The organism is Vibrio sp. DNB22_10_4, from assembly GCF_052879755.1.
Genome location: NZ_JBNNXW010000002.1, coordinates 273,917 through 290,651 on the forward strand (window position 1 = coordinate 273,917; position 16,735 = coordinate 290,651).

Consider the following 16,735-nt stretch of genomic DNA (forward strand, 5'->3'; position numbering starts at 1 on the left):
GAAAGGGATCTAGTTTTCAGAGGTTAAGGTGGTCACGCGGCTGGCTCTTTTAGCTTGATAATCAACACTGCGTATCCAAATTTCGCCGGAAACACTTGGAACACGGTTTACCTCATAGCTTTGCCAACTTGCGCCGCGGTCTCGCGAATACTGAAGTGCCACGCCGGGGAAGGCGCTATTCATATAGAGCTTACCTTGCTCAATCACAGCGCCTGGCACTGGCAACCTGTAGTGAACATTGGCTTTAGCGAGCTTATTCAGTTCACGCTGCCCTAGAGCATTGGCAAATCGATTGAAATCTTTGGTTAGTGCCGCTTCGTCTACATAGTTAGATTCTTGGCTGTACGTTCTTGTAGCCTGATAATCCAGCTCCCACTCTGCTTTGTGCCAAGCACGCTCAGCCGCTGCGATGACACGCGGGAACACCATATATTCATATTGTGCGTCAGTGCGAACAGTCTCTGACCATAACTGCGCTGACATGCCATAAAATGGCGCTGCCTCTACTGATCCTTTGGCACTAAATCCGTTTCCATCACGATCAACAGAGGTTTCGGCGTTTTGCGGAAGGTTGTCAGGTGCAAAGGCAAACATTTTTCTTGAATGGTTGTACCGTGTCGCCCAGTAGTAACCGCGCTCTTTTGGATCAAACTCATATGGAAAGTCCATATAAAGATAATCTGGGCTCGAGATGATCACTTGATAACCTTTGTTCGCCCATTGATACGCTGACGCTGAACCACCCCAATAAAGCGTATCCCAGAAATTGACACGGGTTTGTTTCGTGGCGAATTCAGCAGCGCTGTTCGCTGTTTTAAGGCCATCTTGCCAAGCTTGAAATGCGCCGACATTCAATTCTGCCGCCAACTTGGCAACCTGCTTGGCAAAATAACTCGGTAGTGCCTGCACTGAGTCAACCGTGTTATTAGCAATAAGCGCCTGACATTTTGGCGACTTCTCAAATGGATGATGTTCTGCGCTGAGCTCAATCTCACCCTTGCCAAGCACTTTAGCTTTCGAGCTTACACCTTGATAACCACCTAGCTTTTTGATGTTTTTCGCTTCATCTCCACCAAAATGCCAAGTCGTCAATGGCACTCCTGCTGCCTCATGCATAGCTAAAATTTCAGCCATTACTTTTTTCACGAAGCGGTGAGACGAATCAAGGCATGGATTTAGAAAGCTTTTACGGTCGTAGAACTGAACCGTCGTGACATTGGATGTATCTTGAGGATCGAGCAATCGAAACTCATTGGCCTTTTCCATCTCACCGAGCTTAGCGTACTTACGATGGCGCGCTTCCATAGACACTACAGCCGCTCTGGCGTGCGCTGGCATGTCGATTTCTGGAATGACTTCAATTTGACGCGCTGCGGCATATTGCAAGATATCGATGTAATCTTGTCGGCTGAAGAAACCCGATCCAAAGTTATCGCTAGTAGGCCCAGAGCCAAGCTGAGGCAACAAGCAGCGAGTTTCCGATTTATCGAAACATCGCTTAGCACCAATGTCTGTAAGTTCAGGCAAACCTGGGATTTCTAGACGCCAACCTTCATCATCTGTAAGGTGCAAATGAAGTTTGTTGAGCTTATACGCCGCCATTTGATCTAGGGTTTGGAAAATTGCGGACTTGGAATGAAAGTTTCGCGCCACATCCACCATCACGCCGCGATACTGATACCGTGGAGCATCGGCGACATCAACCAAAGGTAACACTGTCGGTTTTTGGATATCCACCAGAGAAAAAATGGACTGAACCGCATAATACACACCAGTCTCATCAAAAGCGGTAATGGCTATGCCGCGATCGGTAACCGAAAGTTGGTAACCGCCATTGACCCGAAGCTTGCTATCTAGTGCATTGGGATCAATATCGCCATAAACCTTTTGCTCACCTTGCCCAGCCAGTCCCAACATCACCGCTCGATGCTCAATGGCTTCTAACGCTTCGTTAGAGAGTGGCAATGATGTAAAATCTAGCCCTTGGCTTATGTCCAAATTTCCTTTGCTTAAGCGAACTTGATTAGGCGTTGGTACTATATGACTTGCGATATCGAGTTGGTCTAAGTCTTGGTTTTGCTCGAATCGCGTTTTTGGCGTCATCAGGGTATTGTTATCCGTCGACACACGTTTTAATAGGCTCGGTGCAATGGGTTTAACAAACTGACTTAGATCCTCAGTGTCCATTTGCTTGAGCACTCTAGGCTCTGCCTGTTCATGATTCACAAATGCTCGCGGCATAAAGTCCGACTCAAACAACTGCCAATATTCGCCGATCACCGGAATATCTAGACTTTCACCTTGCTCAAGACCTTTAAACGCAGCTGTTGGTTTAAGCTCATATAAGTCACCTGTAAGGCGTGCTATCGTGAACTGTTCGCTATCCAAAGACAAAATAATACGCACACTGTGTATGTACAAAGACCAGTCTTTGTTGTTGATAGCTTGACCTTGATTGCTAAGCGTCATCACACTTTTATTGCATAGCGCCCAATCAGCTCCCAATGTTTGGCAAGGCAAGTTATTCACGTCTGAGGTGTTGGCCTCAACCTGATAATGAATCAACAGATCTTCTGAAATACGATCCACCAGTTGTTGTGGCGTTTGCGTCGCATGGGACATTCCTGATGCCAAGATGGCTAAGCTAATCATGCTGTTACGGAACATGAGTTCTCCGGATGGAAGTAAATTATGCGGCACAAGTTATCTTCCCCTTCAGCAGCTTCAATTAGCCCTCCAAATAACTGTGATCTCCATCGTTATCAGAAAAACAAACAAAAAGTAAAATCAATAATTACAGCAACTTAAACCCATTCTGTCGTAATTTTTCAGAATGCCCGCCCAACAATATGACGCTTTTGTTACAGTGAATTTTAGAACTTCTTCCCCATATTCAAACCAATTGATATCCTTTGGTTATCCCTTATTTTCATTGAGCTTAAAAATGTTAGTCGTCTCGCAATTCACCTGGTCAGCATTTAAACCCCAAAAGTCCATTTTGACGTTTTCTACGTTACTGATTTCATTACTTTCTTTTGTTGTCTCCGCAGAGCCTCTGCTATACAAAGCACAAAAGGGGTCACAAACACTGTATTTATTCGGCACCGTTCATGTTGGTTCTAGGTCTCAGCAAGCGATAAACCAGCCTGTAGAAATGGCAATCAAGCAAAGTGACGCGCTCATCTTAGAAGCTGAACTCGGGGGCAATATCAACTTTCCCAGCCTTGTTGAACATTCAGTGAGGGATGTATTAACAAATAACGAACTAGCGCAGCTCAATGAAATTGCCTCAGAGACCCAGCTTAATATTGATATGCTAAAGTCCCTGCCCTCATGGCAAGCCGCTTTGGTATTACAGCAACATGTTTTTACAGCACTCGACTTTCATGCTGAGTTTGGCGTAGAACACCAGCTCAGCAGCTGGGCACAAACTCATGCCCTCCCTGTCAAAGGGCTCGAGTCGCTACAATTTCAAATAGACTTACTTGCGAATCAGCCGCAAGGCGGAAAGCAAATGCTGCTTCAAACAATCGAAGAATGGCCGTATACCGAAAACAACATCCTATGTTTGATCAAGTCATGGAGTCATGGCGATGTCGCTAACCTTGAGGCGATGCTGCATATCGACAGTGATAACGACGACTTTTACCAGCGGTTTCTAATCGACAGAAACAAAAATTGGGTTCGAAGCTTAGTAACGTCATCGGAGTATCAAAAGGGGACATATTTTATCGCGGTAGGGGCATTGCATTTAGTTGGGCAAGAGAGTGTGGTGGCGTTACTTAAGCGGCAAGGATTTACTATTGAACAGATAAGTCATTCAAAATCGGCTCACTGCAGTATGAAAACGCATGTATAGCGTCTTAAACCTGAGACACTATAAGACAACAAAACGATGAAAAACTGCAAAGACGAGCGACTTTTTTGGAATTGACTGCTTTTGTCACAACAAGTCTGTGCACGTTAGTAAAAAAACGCTATAAATCAAATTATTAACCACATCCTGAGTTAGATATTGTTAGAAACAAAGTAATGCTAGATAGGTTGTTTATTCGATTTCATTCATTTAGTCAATATTGCTACTCTAAAACAATTCTTTTTAATTTCAGCATGTTATTTATTCTCGCAAACAATTAAGTCATACTTATTTGGAAATAAAAATTTTTTTATTTTTTCAATATTTTTTGATCTTTATTCTCTGATACTCATACTTAAAACGACTCGCCAAATTTGCGAGATATGTCACATTATCTGTATCGATTGAGAGGGAAGGTTATGAAATACATCAAAGCACTGTTGTTAGGAGGTGTACTCGCATTCTCATTGCCAAGCGCAGCATACCAAAGTTCAGCAGCCGGTCCATTTGTAGACTGCCAATTACCGGATGGCTCTCGTACTTTTGTACCACTTGTGGTTTGTCAGCGAGCCGGTGGGGAGAAACTGTTTTAGGTCATCGGTCTCTGTTCAACAATCTATGGCTGTATGCAACTAGCGCGTGCAGCCCTTTTTTAAATCGTCAACAATCGGGCAAGTTGAGTTTTCGTCACCCGGACATAGAGATATCCAATCAATTAACTGACTCTCTATGGTATGCAGTTCTAGAATTTTTTTCCTAACCTCATCTAATTTCTCAGTCGCCTTTTGTTTTACTTCGGCACTCATGCGCTGTTCGTTCATCGAAATAAGTACCAACTCACGGCACTCATCCAAAGTAAAACCTACACCTTTAGCTCTAGCAATAACCCTAAGTTCTTCAATATGATGCTCACCATAAACTCTATACCCATTACCTTCTCGTTCGGGCAATGAGATAAGCTGCTTGTCTTCATATAAGCGGATCGACTTTGCCGTTAGCCCGGTACGCTTGGCCACTTCACTAATGTTCATTACTTACCTTCGTTTCACATTGGACAACAGAGTGATAACTGTCTCGCAAAAATATGTTCTTCCTTCTCCAGTTTACATAGCACTGCTATTATTCGCGAAACAAAAAAACTAAAATCATGGTTACCCTACACAAAGATTGCCATACAGGCAAAGTCTAAAGGAGTGGCAATGAAGCTAAAATACCCTATGCTAGCGAGTCTCATGCTCGCACCATCAATCGCATTCTCAGCCGTTACCGTTAAAGTACCAAATGGCATTCAAGTATTAACCGTAAACGAAAAGGACTCTGGCTACTCAAGCTTTGGCTTTGATTCTAAGAGCGATATTCAACTTGAAGATGGCGTCAATCAGATCGTATTCCGTATCTCCAAAATCGTCATGGAGACTGGTTCAGAAAAGACAAAGTATAAATCTCAGCCTTTGGTAGCAACATTTGAAGGTAAAGATGCCGTTTTATCATTTGATGTGCCCAACATAAAAACCCTCTATGAAGGCAGCATGTTCAATGACAACCCAACATTTGATATTAACGTGAGCTCTGGTGAAGTTGTTAATGTTAACAAGGGTCAACTAGGTCTTACTTTTAGCCTTGCAGCAGACATGGTAAAAGAAATTGAAAACTACAATCAAACTGACTTACCTGCAAGTTTGAAAAACTACCGCAATCCAACGCTACTAGTAAGCGAAAAAACAACCGACCACTATGACAGCCTGAAAACAACCTTTAAGTCCGCATCATTAGAAGATAGAAAGAAATTCCTAACTTGGGCTATTAGTAATCTCGATGACTAACGAAGCTATTTAACAAGAACAATAGACTCGCTATTCATATAGCGAGTTTTTTATTTTTAGCGATTCAAGCACGTAAAAAAGCCGGCTCAAAGAGCCGGCGAATTAGGCAGTATATTGTATTGAGATTAGAAGTAGTATTCTACACCTAGACCCCAACCAAACTCATTGTCAGAACCATCTTTAGAGATCATGTATGGACGAACATAAGTCACTGCAGAATCATCTAGGAAGTATAGAGCTTGAGCGGAAACGATGCTGTCTGCTGAATCAGCAACTGAATCACCGTCAAGTTTCACGTCCATGTTTGCAGCATAGTTCGCTTTGAATTGCCAGTTCTCCACACCACTGAATACAACACCTAGAGAGTAGCTATCTTGCTCAAGCTTAGTGTTTTCAAACGTTTCAGTTTTGTCATCACCGTTGTCTTTGAATGTGACTGTGATGTTGCTGTAGTCTGCAGCTTCACGTTTGTAGGCACCGTAGAATGCAAATGTATCAAAGTTTAGCTCGAAGCCTAGTAGCGCTGCGTTAGTATCAGACTCACCTTTCGCATCAAATTCTTCGCCAATTGTTGGACCTTCACCAGGGTTTTGGTTCTGCCAACGCTTAACTAGATCACCTAGCTTACTGATTTGACGGTCTTGGCCTGCTTCATAACCACCATGTACAGTAAAGAAACCAGCTGTGTAGTGAGCGCCCAAACCAACAAAGTTAGAATCTTTAACATCTTCTGCACCGCGACCTGCAGCTACGTTAAACGTAAAGCCGCCAAGGTTTGCAGAGTCATAACGAACCATGTTTGATTGACGGTCATAACGAGCACCACCGATGATGTCACCGCCCCAGTCAAAGACAGCACCAGCACGCTGACCTGAGTATGGCCAGTCAATGATTTCGTATAGAGGCGTTAGCATACGACCGATACGGATACGACCTGCATCTTCAAACTCAAAACCACCGTAGGTATCACGAACACCCAGACCGCTACCAGCACCATCGTCACCAACGTTACCACCTTCAAGTTGCCAAATGAACTTAGGACCGCGAGCCAGCTCATGAGAACCGCGCAAACCAAAACGAGATTCGTTTTCTAACTTAATTGGGGCATCACCGCCGCCAATTTTGTCTTCGCCAAATTGCCAAACAGAAAGCGCAACCTGACCATATAGGTCAACTGAATCTGTTGCTGGTTTCGCTTGAACCGCCCCTGCCATTGTTAATGACGCCACTGCTGCACCTAGAAGGGTGCGTTTAAACATTTTTTCCATGGAATTAAACTCCTAAAAATGGGTATAGCTGCTTTCCATAATTCACGCTTAAGTTGGCCGCCGAAGAGTGAATCATTTCCTTTTTATTTTAATCAGAACTTCTGATTAATTTTGCTGTCTACACTGTGTGTATCCATATTCACTAGACTAACTTCGCGAGAAAAAATATCAATTCAAGACTTATTTTGGGTAAAAAAAATAGGAGGCACTACAAATTTTTGGGCGAGTTATTGATGGAGATCTTATTTTTTAGACGCACTTTAATGAAATGCTTTACACTGATAAAACAACGCTATTCTGGTGGTTTGTCAATACATTTCCGTGAAGTGACTCGCATGGTATTTATTTTATTTGAGTTATTAAAAATATAGAGATCGTGATATTTGATTTTCAATAACCATTGCACTAGGGCAGAATAATTTGATATTACTCGCAAAAAAAAGCCCCGCTAAAAGCAGGGCTAGTTTCCAATAAAGCAGTTTTAATTAATTAACGTAATCAAATCTGCTTCTGTTTTTATTTCAATACCTAATTCTTGCGCTTTCGCTAGCTTAGAACCCGCATTCTCACCAGCAAACAAAATATCTGTTTTCTTAGATACGCTGCCCGTCACCTTCGCTCCCAGTGCTTGTAGCGCTGCTTTAGCATCATTGCGGTTTAATACTGATAGTGAACCGGTCAATACCACTACCTTCCCAGCAAGTGGCTGAGGAGCGTCTTCTGCGAGTTCTTCAATAGCTGGCCAGTTTACACCCGCTTCAATTAATGCGGTGATCACTGATTGATTCAGTTCCGCTTTAAAGAAGAACTGAATGTGCTTAGCGACAATTTCACCCACGTCTTGAACTTCAATAAGCTGGTCGTGAGTAGCTTTGCTTATGGCTTCTAGCGTTTTAAAGTGTGCAGCTAAGTTAGCAGCGGTGGCTTCCCCGACTTCGCGAATACCCAGTGAGTAAAGAAAACGAGCTAGCGTCGTTTCTTTAGATACGTTGAGGGCACTCACCACATTTTGTGCCGATTTAGGCCCCATACGTTCCAAAATTGTCAGTTGACCAGCAGATAAGCGGAACAGATCGGCTGGCGTTTCTACCATCTCTTTATCCACCAGCTGCTCAATTACTTTTTCACCTAAACCATCTACATCGAGCGCTTTGCGCGATACAAAGTGCTTTAGCGCTTCTTTACGCTGAGCTTGGCAAACTAGGCCGCCGGTACATCTTGCTACAGCTTCACCTTCGATGCGCTCAACGAGCGAGGAACAAACTGGGCAGTGTGCTGGGAACGTAATCTCTTTGGCGTCGTCAGGACGACGCTCTGGCACGTAAGAAACGATTTGAGGGATAACGTCACCCGCACGGCGAATAACCACACTGTCGCCGATCTTAACGCCAAGACGTTCAATCTCATCTGCGTTGTGAAGCGTGGCATTACTTACCGTTACACCACCAACAAATACAGGCTCAAGCTTCGCCACTGGCGTAATCGCGCCTGTGCGACCCACTTGGAAGTCGACCGAGTTCAGCACAGTGATCTCTTCTTGTGCTGGGAATTTGTATGCAATCGCCCAGCGCGGAGCACGAGCGACGAAGCCAAGCTGCTCCTGAAGCGCAATCTCGTCAACTTTGATAACCACACCATCAATCTCATACGCTAGCTCATCGCGCTTCTCTTGAATGGCTTTATGGTATAGCTTCACTTCCTCAATACTGCTCACTCGTTTGGTCTCTGGCCCCATAGGGAAACCCAGTGATTTTAGTTTCAGGAAGCGATCATAGTGGCTTGTCGGTAGCTCAGTGCCTTCAACCACACCTAGACTATAGGCATAAAAGCTAAGCGGTCTTTTAGCAGTAATGCGCGAATCTAACTGGCGCAGACTGCCCGCTGCCGCATTTCGTGGATTAACGAATACTTTCTCGCCCTTTTTCGCAGCGATTTCGTTGAGCTTGTCAAAGCCTGCCTTTGGCATGAAGACTTCACCACGCACTTCGATACGAGCAGGGATATCATCGCCTTGCAGCTTGAGTGGAATAGCACTAATAGTGCGAACATTCTCAGTAATGTTTTCACCCGTCGTACCATCACCACGTGTCGCCGCTTGAACAAGGATGCCATTTTCATAGAGAAGGCTCACCGCTAAACCATCGAGTTTCACTTCGCAACAGTAATCACCGATGCTGGTTCGATTGAGGCGCTCGCAAATTCGCTTATTAAAGCCATCGAGATCTTCATCAGAAAACGCATTATCGAGAGAGAGCATAGGGATTTCATGCTGAACTTGGCTAAAGCTATCTAACGGTAAACCACCCACTCGCTGACTTGGAGAGTCCACCGTCACCCATTCAGGATGCTCCGCTTCAATCGCGATCAGCTCTTGCATCAGGCGGTCGTACTCGACGTCCGGGATCTCAGGGCTGTCTTCAACATAATACTTCACACCATGATAGTGGAGCTGTTGCTTGAGTTCGTTTAATCGTTGTTGCGACATGTTATACCTTGATAGTATTGATAAAAAAGGCTCCTAAGGAGCCTTTTTTGCTTCGAATTTATTGGTTTAAGCGCTGGCTTTCGCTCGGTTAAAATCTTTGATTTGCTGGCGATAAGCATCCAGTCTTTGTGGCGTCATTAGATTACGCTGATCATCAAGTACATTGCCGCCAAGATCGTCAGAGATCTGTTGTGCGGTACGCAGCATAAGCTTAAAGTTTTGATCAGCTTCGCCAAAGCAAGGCAGCGTCATGAAAAATGAGATGCCTTTCGTTGTAAAGGTTGCAGGGTCATCATGTTTAAGCGTGCCTGGCTGCATCATATTAGCGACGCTAAATAGTACCTTACCAGTACCTGAGGGGTCAGTATGACGGTGGAAAATATCCATCTCGCCATAGTTCAGGCCGTTTTGACGCATGCTATCAAATAGCTGAATACCGTTAAATGGCTCTTCGCCAGAGCAATGGACATTAAGAACCAACACCTGCATTTCAGGCTCTTTTGGCTCTTCCTTAACCTCTTTCGCGCTATCCGCTAAGTTAACCACGGCTTGAGGCTCTTGCTCTAAGTCTTCATCCAATGAATCTAGATCGATGCGAGGTTCACTCACATCAATGTCGTCATTTTCTTTACTTGCGGTAAATGAGGGCAATGGCTCTTGTTCATCTTTTTCTTGAGAAGAGACAAAATCTGGCTCAATTTCTTCAGCTTGTTTTGGCTGGTGTGAAGACTCTTCAACCAGAGATTCGGCTTTATACAAAGGCTCTGAAACGTCACTATCAGAAGAACTAGCCTCTAGCGGATCGTAAGCAGGCTTTTGCGCATCCAATCCAAAATCAGGCTCGGTGCGCGTTTTTCTGATGATTTCAAAGTCATCTTCAGGAGCGACGTATTCATCGTCGGCGTTATCATTGTCGTCCAACTTTCCTAGCGGTCTGTCACCGAATTTCTTTTGACCTTCTTTTTTACTCGACCACAAGCCGTGAAACAACAGCGCCGCGATAGCTAAGGCACCGACAATAATGAGTACGAATCGCAATTCCTGCATTGTTTGCTCTCAATGTTAAAAATAGTCCTTAAAGAAGCGCTTACACACTTCAACTTTGTCTACTTTACCAAAACTCTATAGATGATTAGAACACCTAAGTATAAGAAGTTTGTGATTTCGTAAACCCTTTTTTGTTATAGTCGAAATCATAAGCAACGCAAAAACCAGATAAAGGACACCAATTTTGAACAAAGCAAACACTGGGTTTGGCTACTTCATGCAAGGTTTTCAAATCGCTTTTATGCCCGGGATCAGACGCTATGTGCTGATGCCCCTTTTAGCCAATATCCTTTTGGTGGGGTCCGCGATGTATTATTTATTCTCCCACTTGAACGCTTGGATTGAAGGTTGGCTTGGCTACCTACCTGAGTTTTTATCTTGGCTAAGCTATATCTTGTGGCCTTTGTTAGCGCTTACTATCCTAGCGACCTTTTCCTACTTTTTTAGCACTCTAGCTAACTTTATAGCCGCCCCATTTAACGGCTTGCTGGCAGAGAAAGTAGAAGAAATGCTCACTGGTAATAAAATTAATGATGAAGGACTCATGAGCGTTGTCAAAGATGTGCCGAGAATTATGGCGCGCGAATGGCGCAAGCTTCTCTACACCTTGCCTAAAGCTATTGGGCTGTTCTTATTACTCTTGATTCCAGCTATCGGCCAGACAATCGGCCCTTTCGCATGGTTTATCTTTACCGCTTGGATGTTGGCGATTCAATATTGTGACTACCCGTTTGATAACCACAAAGTCCCTTTCAACGACATGCGCCTGTCGATGAAACAAAAACAAGGTAAGGCTTACGGCTTTGGCATGCTGGTGTCTTTGTTTACTGCTATTCCAATTTTAAATCTGTTTATCGTCCCTGTCTCAGTATGTGGCGCGACGGCAATGTGGGTGCAAGAGTTTAAACAACATAGCTAGCACACAAACAACTAAACATAAGCCCCTTGATTGGGGCTTGGTATCACTCAAGGTTTTAATGGCTTACGACTAAAGGACTGATTACCACATTTAGCACAATCGCCGATCACGGTTGGATGATTGTACTCGGTTTTATGACCACACTGCTCACACACCAATACTCCAAGCCCTATCATTTCACCTGACGTGTAAACACCCTGATGCTCTAAATCTTGGAACAACTCGACCCATTCCACTCTCGTTCGGTCAGTAATGTCCAATAACCCTTGCCAAATTGAGTTAGCAATCATTAGATAGAAGGGACCGCTTTTACTCTCTTCGTAATTATCAGCAAACTCTTTGAGATCCGATTTAACATACGCGGAGATCAGCGCCATCTCGTCCTTGGTCATGTCGTTCGCAGCTTCCACCACTTGTCCCGACTTTTCAAACACGTGCTGTAACTCTTCTGGACTATGTTTGAGGTTCTCAACCACATCTTCGATCATTTCTTCATAACTGGTTTTACGCTTAGGCATACATCCCCCTGTTATTGGCTATTGTTGACCGAGCTTCCTTTAGGTATTCTATGACGATCTATTAGTCTCTGTAGTAACAGAACTCACAAATTCCAAGATAACCGGACATCATCGATGCAAGAACAATACAACCCACAAGACATTGAACGTAAAGTTCAACAGCATTGGGACAACAATGAAACCTTTGTTGTAAGTGAAGACCCAAATAAAGAAAAATTCTACTGCCTGTCAATGTTCCCTTACCCAAGCGGACGACTGCACATGGGTCACGTACGTAACTACACCATCGGTGATGTGGTATCTCGTTTCCAGCGCCTGCAAGGTAAAAATGTAATGCAACCAATCGGTTGGGATGCATTTGGTCTGCCTGCAGAAAACGCAGCCGTTAAGAACAACACGGCTCCTGCGCCTTGGACTTACGAAAACATCGAATACATGAAAAACCAGCTTAAACTGCTGGGTTTTGGCTACGACTGGAACCGCGAGTTCGCAACTTGTACGCCTGAGTACTACCGTTGGGAGCAAGAGTTCTTTACTAAGCTATACGAAAAAGGCCTAGTGTATAAGAAGACTTCTTCGGTTAACTGGTGTCCAAACGACCAAACCGTTCTTGCAAACGAGCAGGTTGAAGATGGCTGCTGCTGGCGCTGTGATACTCCAGTTGAGCAAAAAGAAATTCCACAGTGGTTCATTAAGATCACTGAGTACGCACAAGAGCTTCTTGATGACCTAGACAACCTTGAAGGTTGGCCTGAAATGGTTAAGACCATGCAGCGCAACTGGATTGGTCGCTCTGAAGGTGTTGAGCTTAAGTTTGCCGTTAACGGTCAACAAGATCTAGAAGTCTACACAACTCGTCCAGACACTCTAATGGGTGTAACGTACGTAGGTATTGCGGCAGGTCATCCTCTAGCGGCGATCGCGGCTGAGAACAACCCTGAGCTTGCAGCGTTCATCGAAGAGTGCAAAAACAATAAGGTTGCGGAAGCTGAGCTTGCGACAATGGAGAAGAAAGGTATGGCTACTGGCCTTACTGCTATTCACCCATTGAACGGTCGTGAAGTGCCAGTTTACGTGGCTAACTTCGTACTGATGGACTACGGCACAGGCGCGGTGATGGCGGTTCCTGGTCACGATCAACGCGACTTTGAGTTTGCGACTAAATACGGTCTAGACATTCTTCCTGTGATTCAGCCTACCGATGGCAGCGAGCTAAACATCTCTGAAGAAGCTTATACCGAGAAAGGCGTTCTATTTAACTCTGGTGAGTTCGATGGTCTTGAGTTCCAAGCGGCATTCGATGCCATCGCAGCAAAACTGGAAGCAGAGGGCAAAGGCCACAAGACGGTAAACTTCCGTCTACGCGACTGGGGTGTATCTCGTCAGCGTTACTGGGGTGCTCCAATCCCAATGGTGACCACTGAAGATGGTGAAGTTCATCCAGTACCAGCAGACCAACTACCGGTTATTCTTCCAGAAGATGTGGTGATGGATGGCGTTACCAGCCCAATCAAAGCCGACAAAGAGTGGGCGAAGACCACATTTAACGGCGAACCAGCACTTCGTGAAACAGACACGTTCGACACGTTCATGGAATCTTCTTGGTACTACGCACGTTACTGTTCACCACAAGCAGATGACATCCTAGACCCAGAAAAAGCAAACTACTGGCTGCCAGTAGACCAGTACATCGGTGGTATCGAGCATGCTTGTATGCACCTTCTGTACTCGCGCTTCTTCCACAAACTGCTTCGTGACGCAGGTTACGTAACGTCTGATGAGCCGTTTAAGCAGCTACTATGTCAAGGTATGGTACTCGCTGACGCGTTCTACTACGAAAACGACAAAGGCGGCAAAGAGTGGGTTGCACCGACTGACGTTGCTGTTGAGCGTGACGGTAAAGGTCGCATCACTTCAGCGAAAGACGACCAAGGCCGTGACGTTGAGCACTCGGGCATGATCAAGATGTCTAAGTCAAAGAACAACGGTATCGACCCTCAAGAGATGGTAGACAAGTACGGTGCAGACACAGTACGTCTATTCATGATGTTTGCATCTCCTGCTGATATGACACTTGAGTGGCAAGAGTCGGGCGTTGAAGGCGCTAACCGCTTCCTAAAACGTGTTTGGAAACTGGTGAATGAGCATTCATCGAAAGGCGCAGCAGAAGCAGTAGATACTGCCGCTCTTTCTGGTGACCAAAAAGCACTTCGTCGCGACGTTCACAAGACTATCGCGAAGGTAACGGACGATATCGACCGTCGTCAAACGTTCAATACAGCTATTGCAGCTATCATGGAACTCATGAACAAGCTAGCGAAAGCGCCTCAAGAGTCAGCGCAAGACCGTGCGATTCTAGATGAAGCACTAAAAGCGGTAGTGGCAATGCTTTACCCAATCACTCCACATATTTCATTCGAAATGTGGGTCGCTTTAGGTGAGTCGGACGTCGACAACGCAGTATGGCCAACACACGACGAGAAAGCACTAGTCGAAGACGAGAAGCTGATCGTTGTTCAAGTAAACGGCAAACTGCGCGCTAAGCTGACTGTGCCTGCTGATGCGTCTAAAGAGCAAGTTGAAGAGCTTGGTCTGAACGACGAGAACGTCACCAAATTCACAGACGGTAAAACTGTTCGTAAAGTGATCTATGTACCTGGTAAGCTGCTGAATATTGTAGCGAACTAATCATCATCACTTTATGATACTAAGAGTCGCAGCGAACAACTGCGGCTCTTTCGTCCATTTTAAGCAAAGCCTTATTTAAGTTTCTACTTCGGAAATTTACATAAGCCTTTTCAACGAGAGCCTTCGGTAGCTATGTTTCGATTCAAACAAAAACTAACACAAGCCAGTTTTATTCTTCTTCTCTCTTCTCTACTGACAGCATGTGGATTTCAGCTACGTGGCGAGTACTCTGTACCCGAAGACATTACCGCTATCTCTGTCACGAGTTATGATAAGTACAGCAAAATCACTCGCTTGGTAAAAGAGCAACTGCGCCTCAGCCAAATTGAGCTAGTGACGCCAAACAAAGATGTTCCGAATATTCATATCATTGGTGAAACCATTACCGACCGTACTTTATCTCTGTACCAAAACACACGTGCTGCCGAGAAAGAAGTAGTGTACGAAGTCAACTATCGAGTCACCGTTCCTGATCTGGGCGCAAAAGATTTTACTGCGACTATGACTCGCAGCTACCTAGACAACCCACTTTCAGCGCTCGCTAAGTCGGCTGAGCGTAAGCTTATCGAAGATGAAATGCGCGAGTTTTCTGCGCAGCAAATGATGCGTCAAATGGCAAGACTTAAAACTGAAATTCAAGAGTTTGAAGAAAAGCAACACCTTGAAGAATCGAATAGCAATACGCAAGACAACTCACCGTCTTAATAGGTAACCGATTGTGAGAATTTTTGCTGACCGCCTTTCTGAGCACCTAACGAAGCAATGGCACCACTGCTTCTTATTGTTTGGTAATGAGCCACTATTCGTTCAAGAGAGTAGAGATGCGGTTATTCGCCACGCTAAGCAGCTTGGCTTTGAAGAGCATCACCGCTTTAGCGTCGATAACTCACTTGACTGGAATGAAGTGTATGACTGTACTCAAGCACTGAGTCTATTCTCGTCAAAGCAGATCATTGAACTCAGCATGCCGGAGACTGGTGTTAATGCCAGTATTGCCAAACAGCTCGCGGACATAGCACCTACTCTGCATGAAGATATTGTGCTTATCATCACTGGCACCAAGCTCACCCGAGCGCAAGAGTCTGCGAAATGGTTTAAGGCGCTGGGCGGCTGCCTAGTTAGCTGTAACACGCCAGATATTAAACAGTTACCACAGTGGGTCATGAGACGCTGTCGAGCAAATCAATTAATGCCTGACGGGGAAGCCGTTCAACTACTGTGCCAATGGCATGAAGGCAACCTATTTGCTTTGTCACAAAGCCTTGAAAAACTCGGCCTGCTCTTCCCTGATGGCCAATTGACTCTGCTGCGAGTTCAAGAGTCGCTCAGCAGACACAATCACTTCACTGTATTTCATTGGGTTGATGCTGTTTTGGAAGGCAAACCAAAGCGTGCCCATCGCGTGCTAACCCAACTTGAGGCTGAAGGTGTAGAAGCAACAATTTTACTCCGTACGATTCAAAAAGAACTGGTACAGCTTGGTAAGATGCAAGCCATGTTAGCTCAATCGTCACTTGGTCAGGTGCTTGATCAGTTTCGAGTATGGCAAAATAAAAAGCCGATCTATAGCGCCGCACTAAACCGGTTATCACCAGAAAAACTGCGCAAAAATATCCAATTGCTCAGCGCCATTGAGGTTCAGGTGAAAACCCAATACGAGCAAAGTCCTTGGCCATACTTGCAGCAACTCTCGCTTAACCTGAGCAGTGCTGACAGCGGTCTGTCTTTGCAACCATAAAATCGTGATATAATTACCGATCGATTGAGTAGCGATACTCCCCTAACTATATACATACTGAGGAATCTCTTTTGCAACGCGAAGAATTGAAACTTTTTCTAGCTGATAAAGCGGACGATATGAAAGCACAAGACATTGTCACCCTAGATGTTGAAGGCAAGTCTAGCGTTACAGACTTCATGATCGTCTGTACCGGCACTTCTAGAAGACACGTCATTTCAATTGCGGATCATGTTGCTGCAGAAGTGAAAAAGGTAGGCCTAGAACCACTAGGTATCGATGGCAGCACCGAGGGTGAATGGGTTGTACTGGATATGGGTTCAACCATGCTACACGTAATGCAAGAAGAGCACCGTGAGCTATACCAACTAGAAAAGCTTTGGAGCTAACAGT

Annotated in this window: 14 protein-coding genes; 8 read left to right on the forward strand and 6 right to left on the reverse strand. The window is 44.9% G+C overall.

The genetic code is table 11. The features are described from left to right. Positions 1-9: 9 nt before the first annotated feature. Entirely contained in the window at positions 10-2,667 is a 2,658-nt protein-coding gene (locus ACVA6Q_RS09340; RefSeq protein ID WP_446647340.1) for a beta-N-acetylhexosaminidase, read from the reverse strand. Positions 2,668-2,944: 277 nt separating this feature from the next. On the opposite strand from ACVA6Q_RS09340, the gene ACVA6Q_RS09345 reads away from it, so the two are divergent. Both ACVA6Q_RS09345 and ACVA6Q_RS09350 read left to right on the forward strand, forming a co-directional pair. Further along, entirely contained in the window at positions 2,945-3,859 is a 915-nt protein-coding gene (locus ACVA6Q_RS09345; protein ID WP_446647341.1) for a TraB/GumN family protein, read from the forward strand. A 416-nt stretch (positions 3,860-4,275) separates the two neighbouring features. Beyond that, positions 4,276-4,449 carry a hypothetical protein gene (locus tag ACVA6Q_RS09350; RefSeq protein WP_162631220.1) on the forward strand — a complete coding sequence of 58 codons (174 nt, stop codon included), beginning with the start codon at positions 4,276-4,278 and terminating at the stop codon, positions 4,447-4,449. 39 nt (positions 4,450-4,488) lie between these two features. Here ACVA6Q_RS09350 and cueR read toward each other — a convergent pair whose 3' ends face one another. Beyond that, a complete protein-coding gene (gene cueR / locus ACVA6Q_RS09355; RefSeq protein ID WP_446647342.1) occupies positions 4,489-4,887 on the reverse strand; it encodes a Cu(I)-responsive transcriptional regulator in 399 nt (132 codons plus the stop codon). 168 nt (positions 4,888-5,055) lie between these two features. Here cueR and ACVA6Q_RS09360 point away from each other — a divergent pair, with 168 nt between their 5' ends. Continuing rightward, positions 5,056-5,679, forward strand: a complete 624-nt coding sequence (locus tag ACVA6Q_RS09360; RefSeq protein ID WP_446647343.1) for a YccT family protein — start codon at positions 5,056-5,058, stop codon at positions 5,677-5,679. Between the two features lie 125 nt (positions 5,680-5,804). Here ACVA6Q_RS09360 and ACVA6Q_RS09365 read toward each other — a convergent pair whose 3' ends face one another. The 3 genes from ACVA6Q_RS09365 to zipA form a co-directional block, all read right to left on the reverse strand. After that, positions 5,805-6,947: a porin gene (locus ACVA6Q_RS09365; RefSeq protein ID WP_446647344.1), complete on the reverse strand. Its 1,143-nt coding sequence runs from the start codon at positions 6,945-6,947 to the stop codon at positions 5,805-5,807. Positions 6,948-7,428: 481 nt separating this feature from the next. Continuing rightward, positions 7,429-9,432, reverse strand: coding sequence for an NAD-dependent DNA ligase LigA (gene ligA / locus ACVA6Q_RS09370; RefSeq protein ID WP_446647345.1), 2,004 nt, complete (start codon positions 9,430-9,432; stop codon positions 7,429-7,431). Between the two features lie 66 nt (positions 9,433-9,498). Then, positions 9,499-10,479, reverse strand: coding sequence for a cell division protein ZipA (gene zipA, locus ACVA6Q_RS09375; protein WP_446647346.1), 981 nt, complete (start codon positions 10,477-10,479; stop codon positions 9,499-9,501). A 184-nt stretch (positions 10,480-10,663) separates the two neighbouring features. Here zipA and cysZ point away from each other — a divergent pair, with 184 nt between their 5' ends. Further along, the gene (cysZ, locus tag ACVA6Q_RS09380; RefSeq protein ID WP_353496900.1) at positions 10,664-11,398 is read left to right on the forward strand and encodes a sulfate transporter CysZ; all 735 of its coding nucleotides are present in this window, start codon (positions 10,664-10,666) and stop codon (positions 11,396-11,398) included. A 47-nt stretch (positions 11,399-11,445) separates the two neighbouring features. Here the strand turns inward: cysZ and ACVA6Q_RS09385 are convergent, their stop codons facing one another. Beyond that, on the reverse strand, positions 11,446-11,916 hold the full coding sequence (locus ACVA6Q_RS09385) for a zinc ribbon-containing protein (protein WP_446647347.1): 471 nt from the start codon (positions 11,914-11,916) through the stop codon (positions 11,446-11,448). Between the two features lie 114 nt (positions 11,917-12,030). On the opposite strand from ACVA6Q_RS09385, the gene leuS reads away from it, so the two are divergent. The 4 genes from leuS (at position 12,031) to rsfS (ending at position 16,731) form a co-directional block, all read left to right on the forward strand. Next, on the forward strand, positions 12,031-14,604 hold the full coding sequence (gene leuS, locus ACVA6Q_RS09390; protein WP_418641999.1) for a leucine--tRNA ligase: 2,574 nt from the start codon (positions 12,031-12,033) through the stop codon (positions 14,602-14,604). Between the two features lie 132 nt (positions 14,605-14,736). Next, entirely contained in the window at positions 14,737-15,309 is a 573-nt protein-coding gene (locus ACVA6Q_RS09395) for an LPS-assembly lipoprotein LptE (RefSeq protein WP_353496903.1), read from the forward strand. Positions 15,310-15,322: 13 nt separating this feature from the next. Then, complete coding sequence (gene holA / locus ACVA6Q_RS09400) at positions 15,323-16,342, forward strand: DNA polymerase III subunit delta (RefSeq protein WP_418641997.1); 1,020 nt, start codon at positions 15,323-15,325, stop codon at positions 16,340-16,342. A gap of 71 nt (positions 16,343-16,413) precedes the next feature. After that, a complete protein-coding gene (gene rsfS, locus ACVA6Q_RS09405) occupies positions 16,414-16,731 on the forward strand; it encodes a ribosome silencing factor (protein ID WP_112459641.1) in 318 nt (105 codons plus the stop codon). Positions 16,732-16,735: the final 4 nt, after the last annotated feature.

What these genes read in the sequence shown, in the direction of transcription:
- ACVA6Q_RS09350 (WP_162631220.1), top strand. Translation starts at nt 4,276, where the DNA reads ATGAAATACATCAAAGCACTGTTGTTAGGAGGTGTACTCGCATTCTCA.
- zipA (WP_446647346.1), bottom strand. Translation starts at nt 10,479, where the DNA reads ATGCAGGAATTGCGATTCGTACTCATTATTGTCGGTGCCTTAGCTATC.
- ACVA6Q_RS09365 (WP_446647344.1), bottom strand. Translation starts at nt 6,947, where the DNA reads ATGGAAAAAATGTTTAAACGCACCCTTCTAGGTGCAGCAGTGGCGTCA.
- ACVA6Q_RS09360 (WP_446647343.1), top strand. Translation starts at nt 5,056, where the DNA reads ATGAAGCTAAAATACCCTATGCTAGCGAGTCTCATGCTCGCACCATCA.
- leuS (WP_418641999.1), top strand. Translation starts at nt 12,031, where the DNA reads ATGCAAGAACAATACAACCCACAAGACATTGAACGTAAAGTTCAACAG.
- ACVA6Q_RS09395 (WP_353496903.1), top strand. Translation starts at nt 14,737, where the DNA reads ATGTTTCGATTCAAACAAAAACTAACACAAGCCAGTTTTATTCTTCTT.
- ACVA6Q_RS09345 (WP_446647341.1), top strand. Translation starts at nt 2,945, where the DNA reads ATGTTAGTCGTCTCGCAATTCACCTGGTCAGCATTTAAACCCCAAAAG.
- ACVA6Q_RS09385 (WP_446647347.1), bottom strand. Translation starts at nt 11,916, where the DNA reads ATGCCTAAGCGTAAAACCAGTTATGAAGAAATGATCGAAGATGTGGTT.
- ligA (WP_446647345.1), bottom strand. Translation starts at nt 9,432, where the DNA reads ATGTCGCAACAACGATTAAACGAACTCAAGCAACAGCTCCACTATCAT.
- cueR (WP_446647342.1), bottom strand. Translation starts at nt 4,887, where the DNA reads ATGAACATTAGTGAAGTGGCCAAGCGTACCGGGCTAACGGCAAAGTCG.
- ACVA6Q_RS09340 (WP_446647340.1), bottom strand. Translation starts at nt 2,667, where the DNA reads ATGTTCCGTAACAGCATGATTAGCTTAGCCATCTTGGCATCAGGAATG.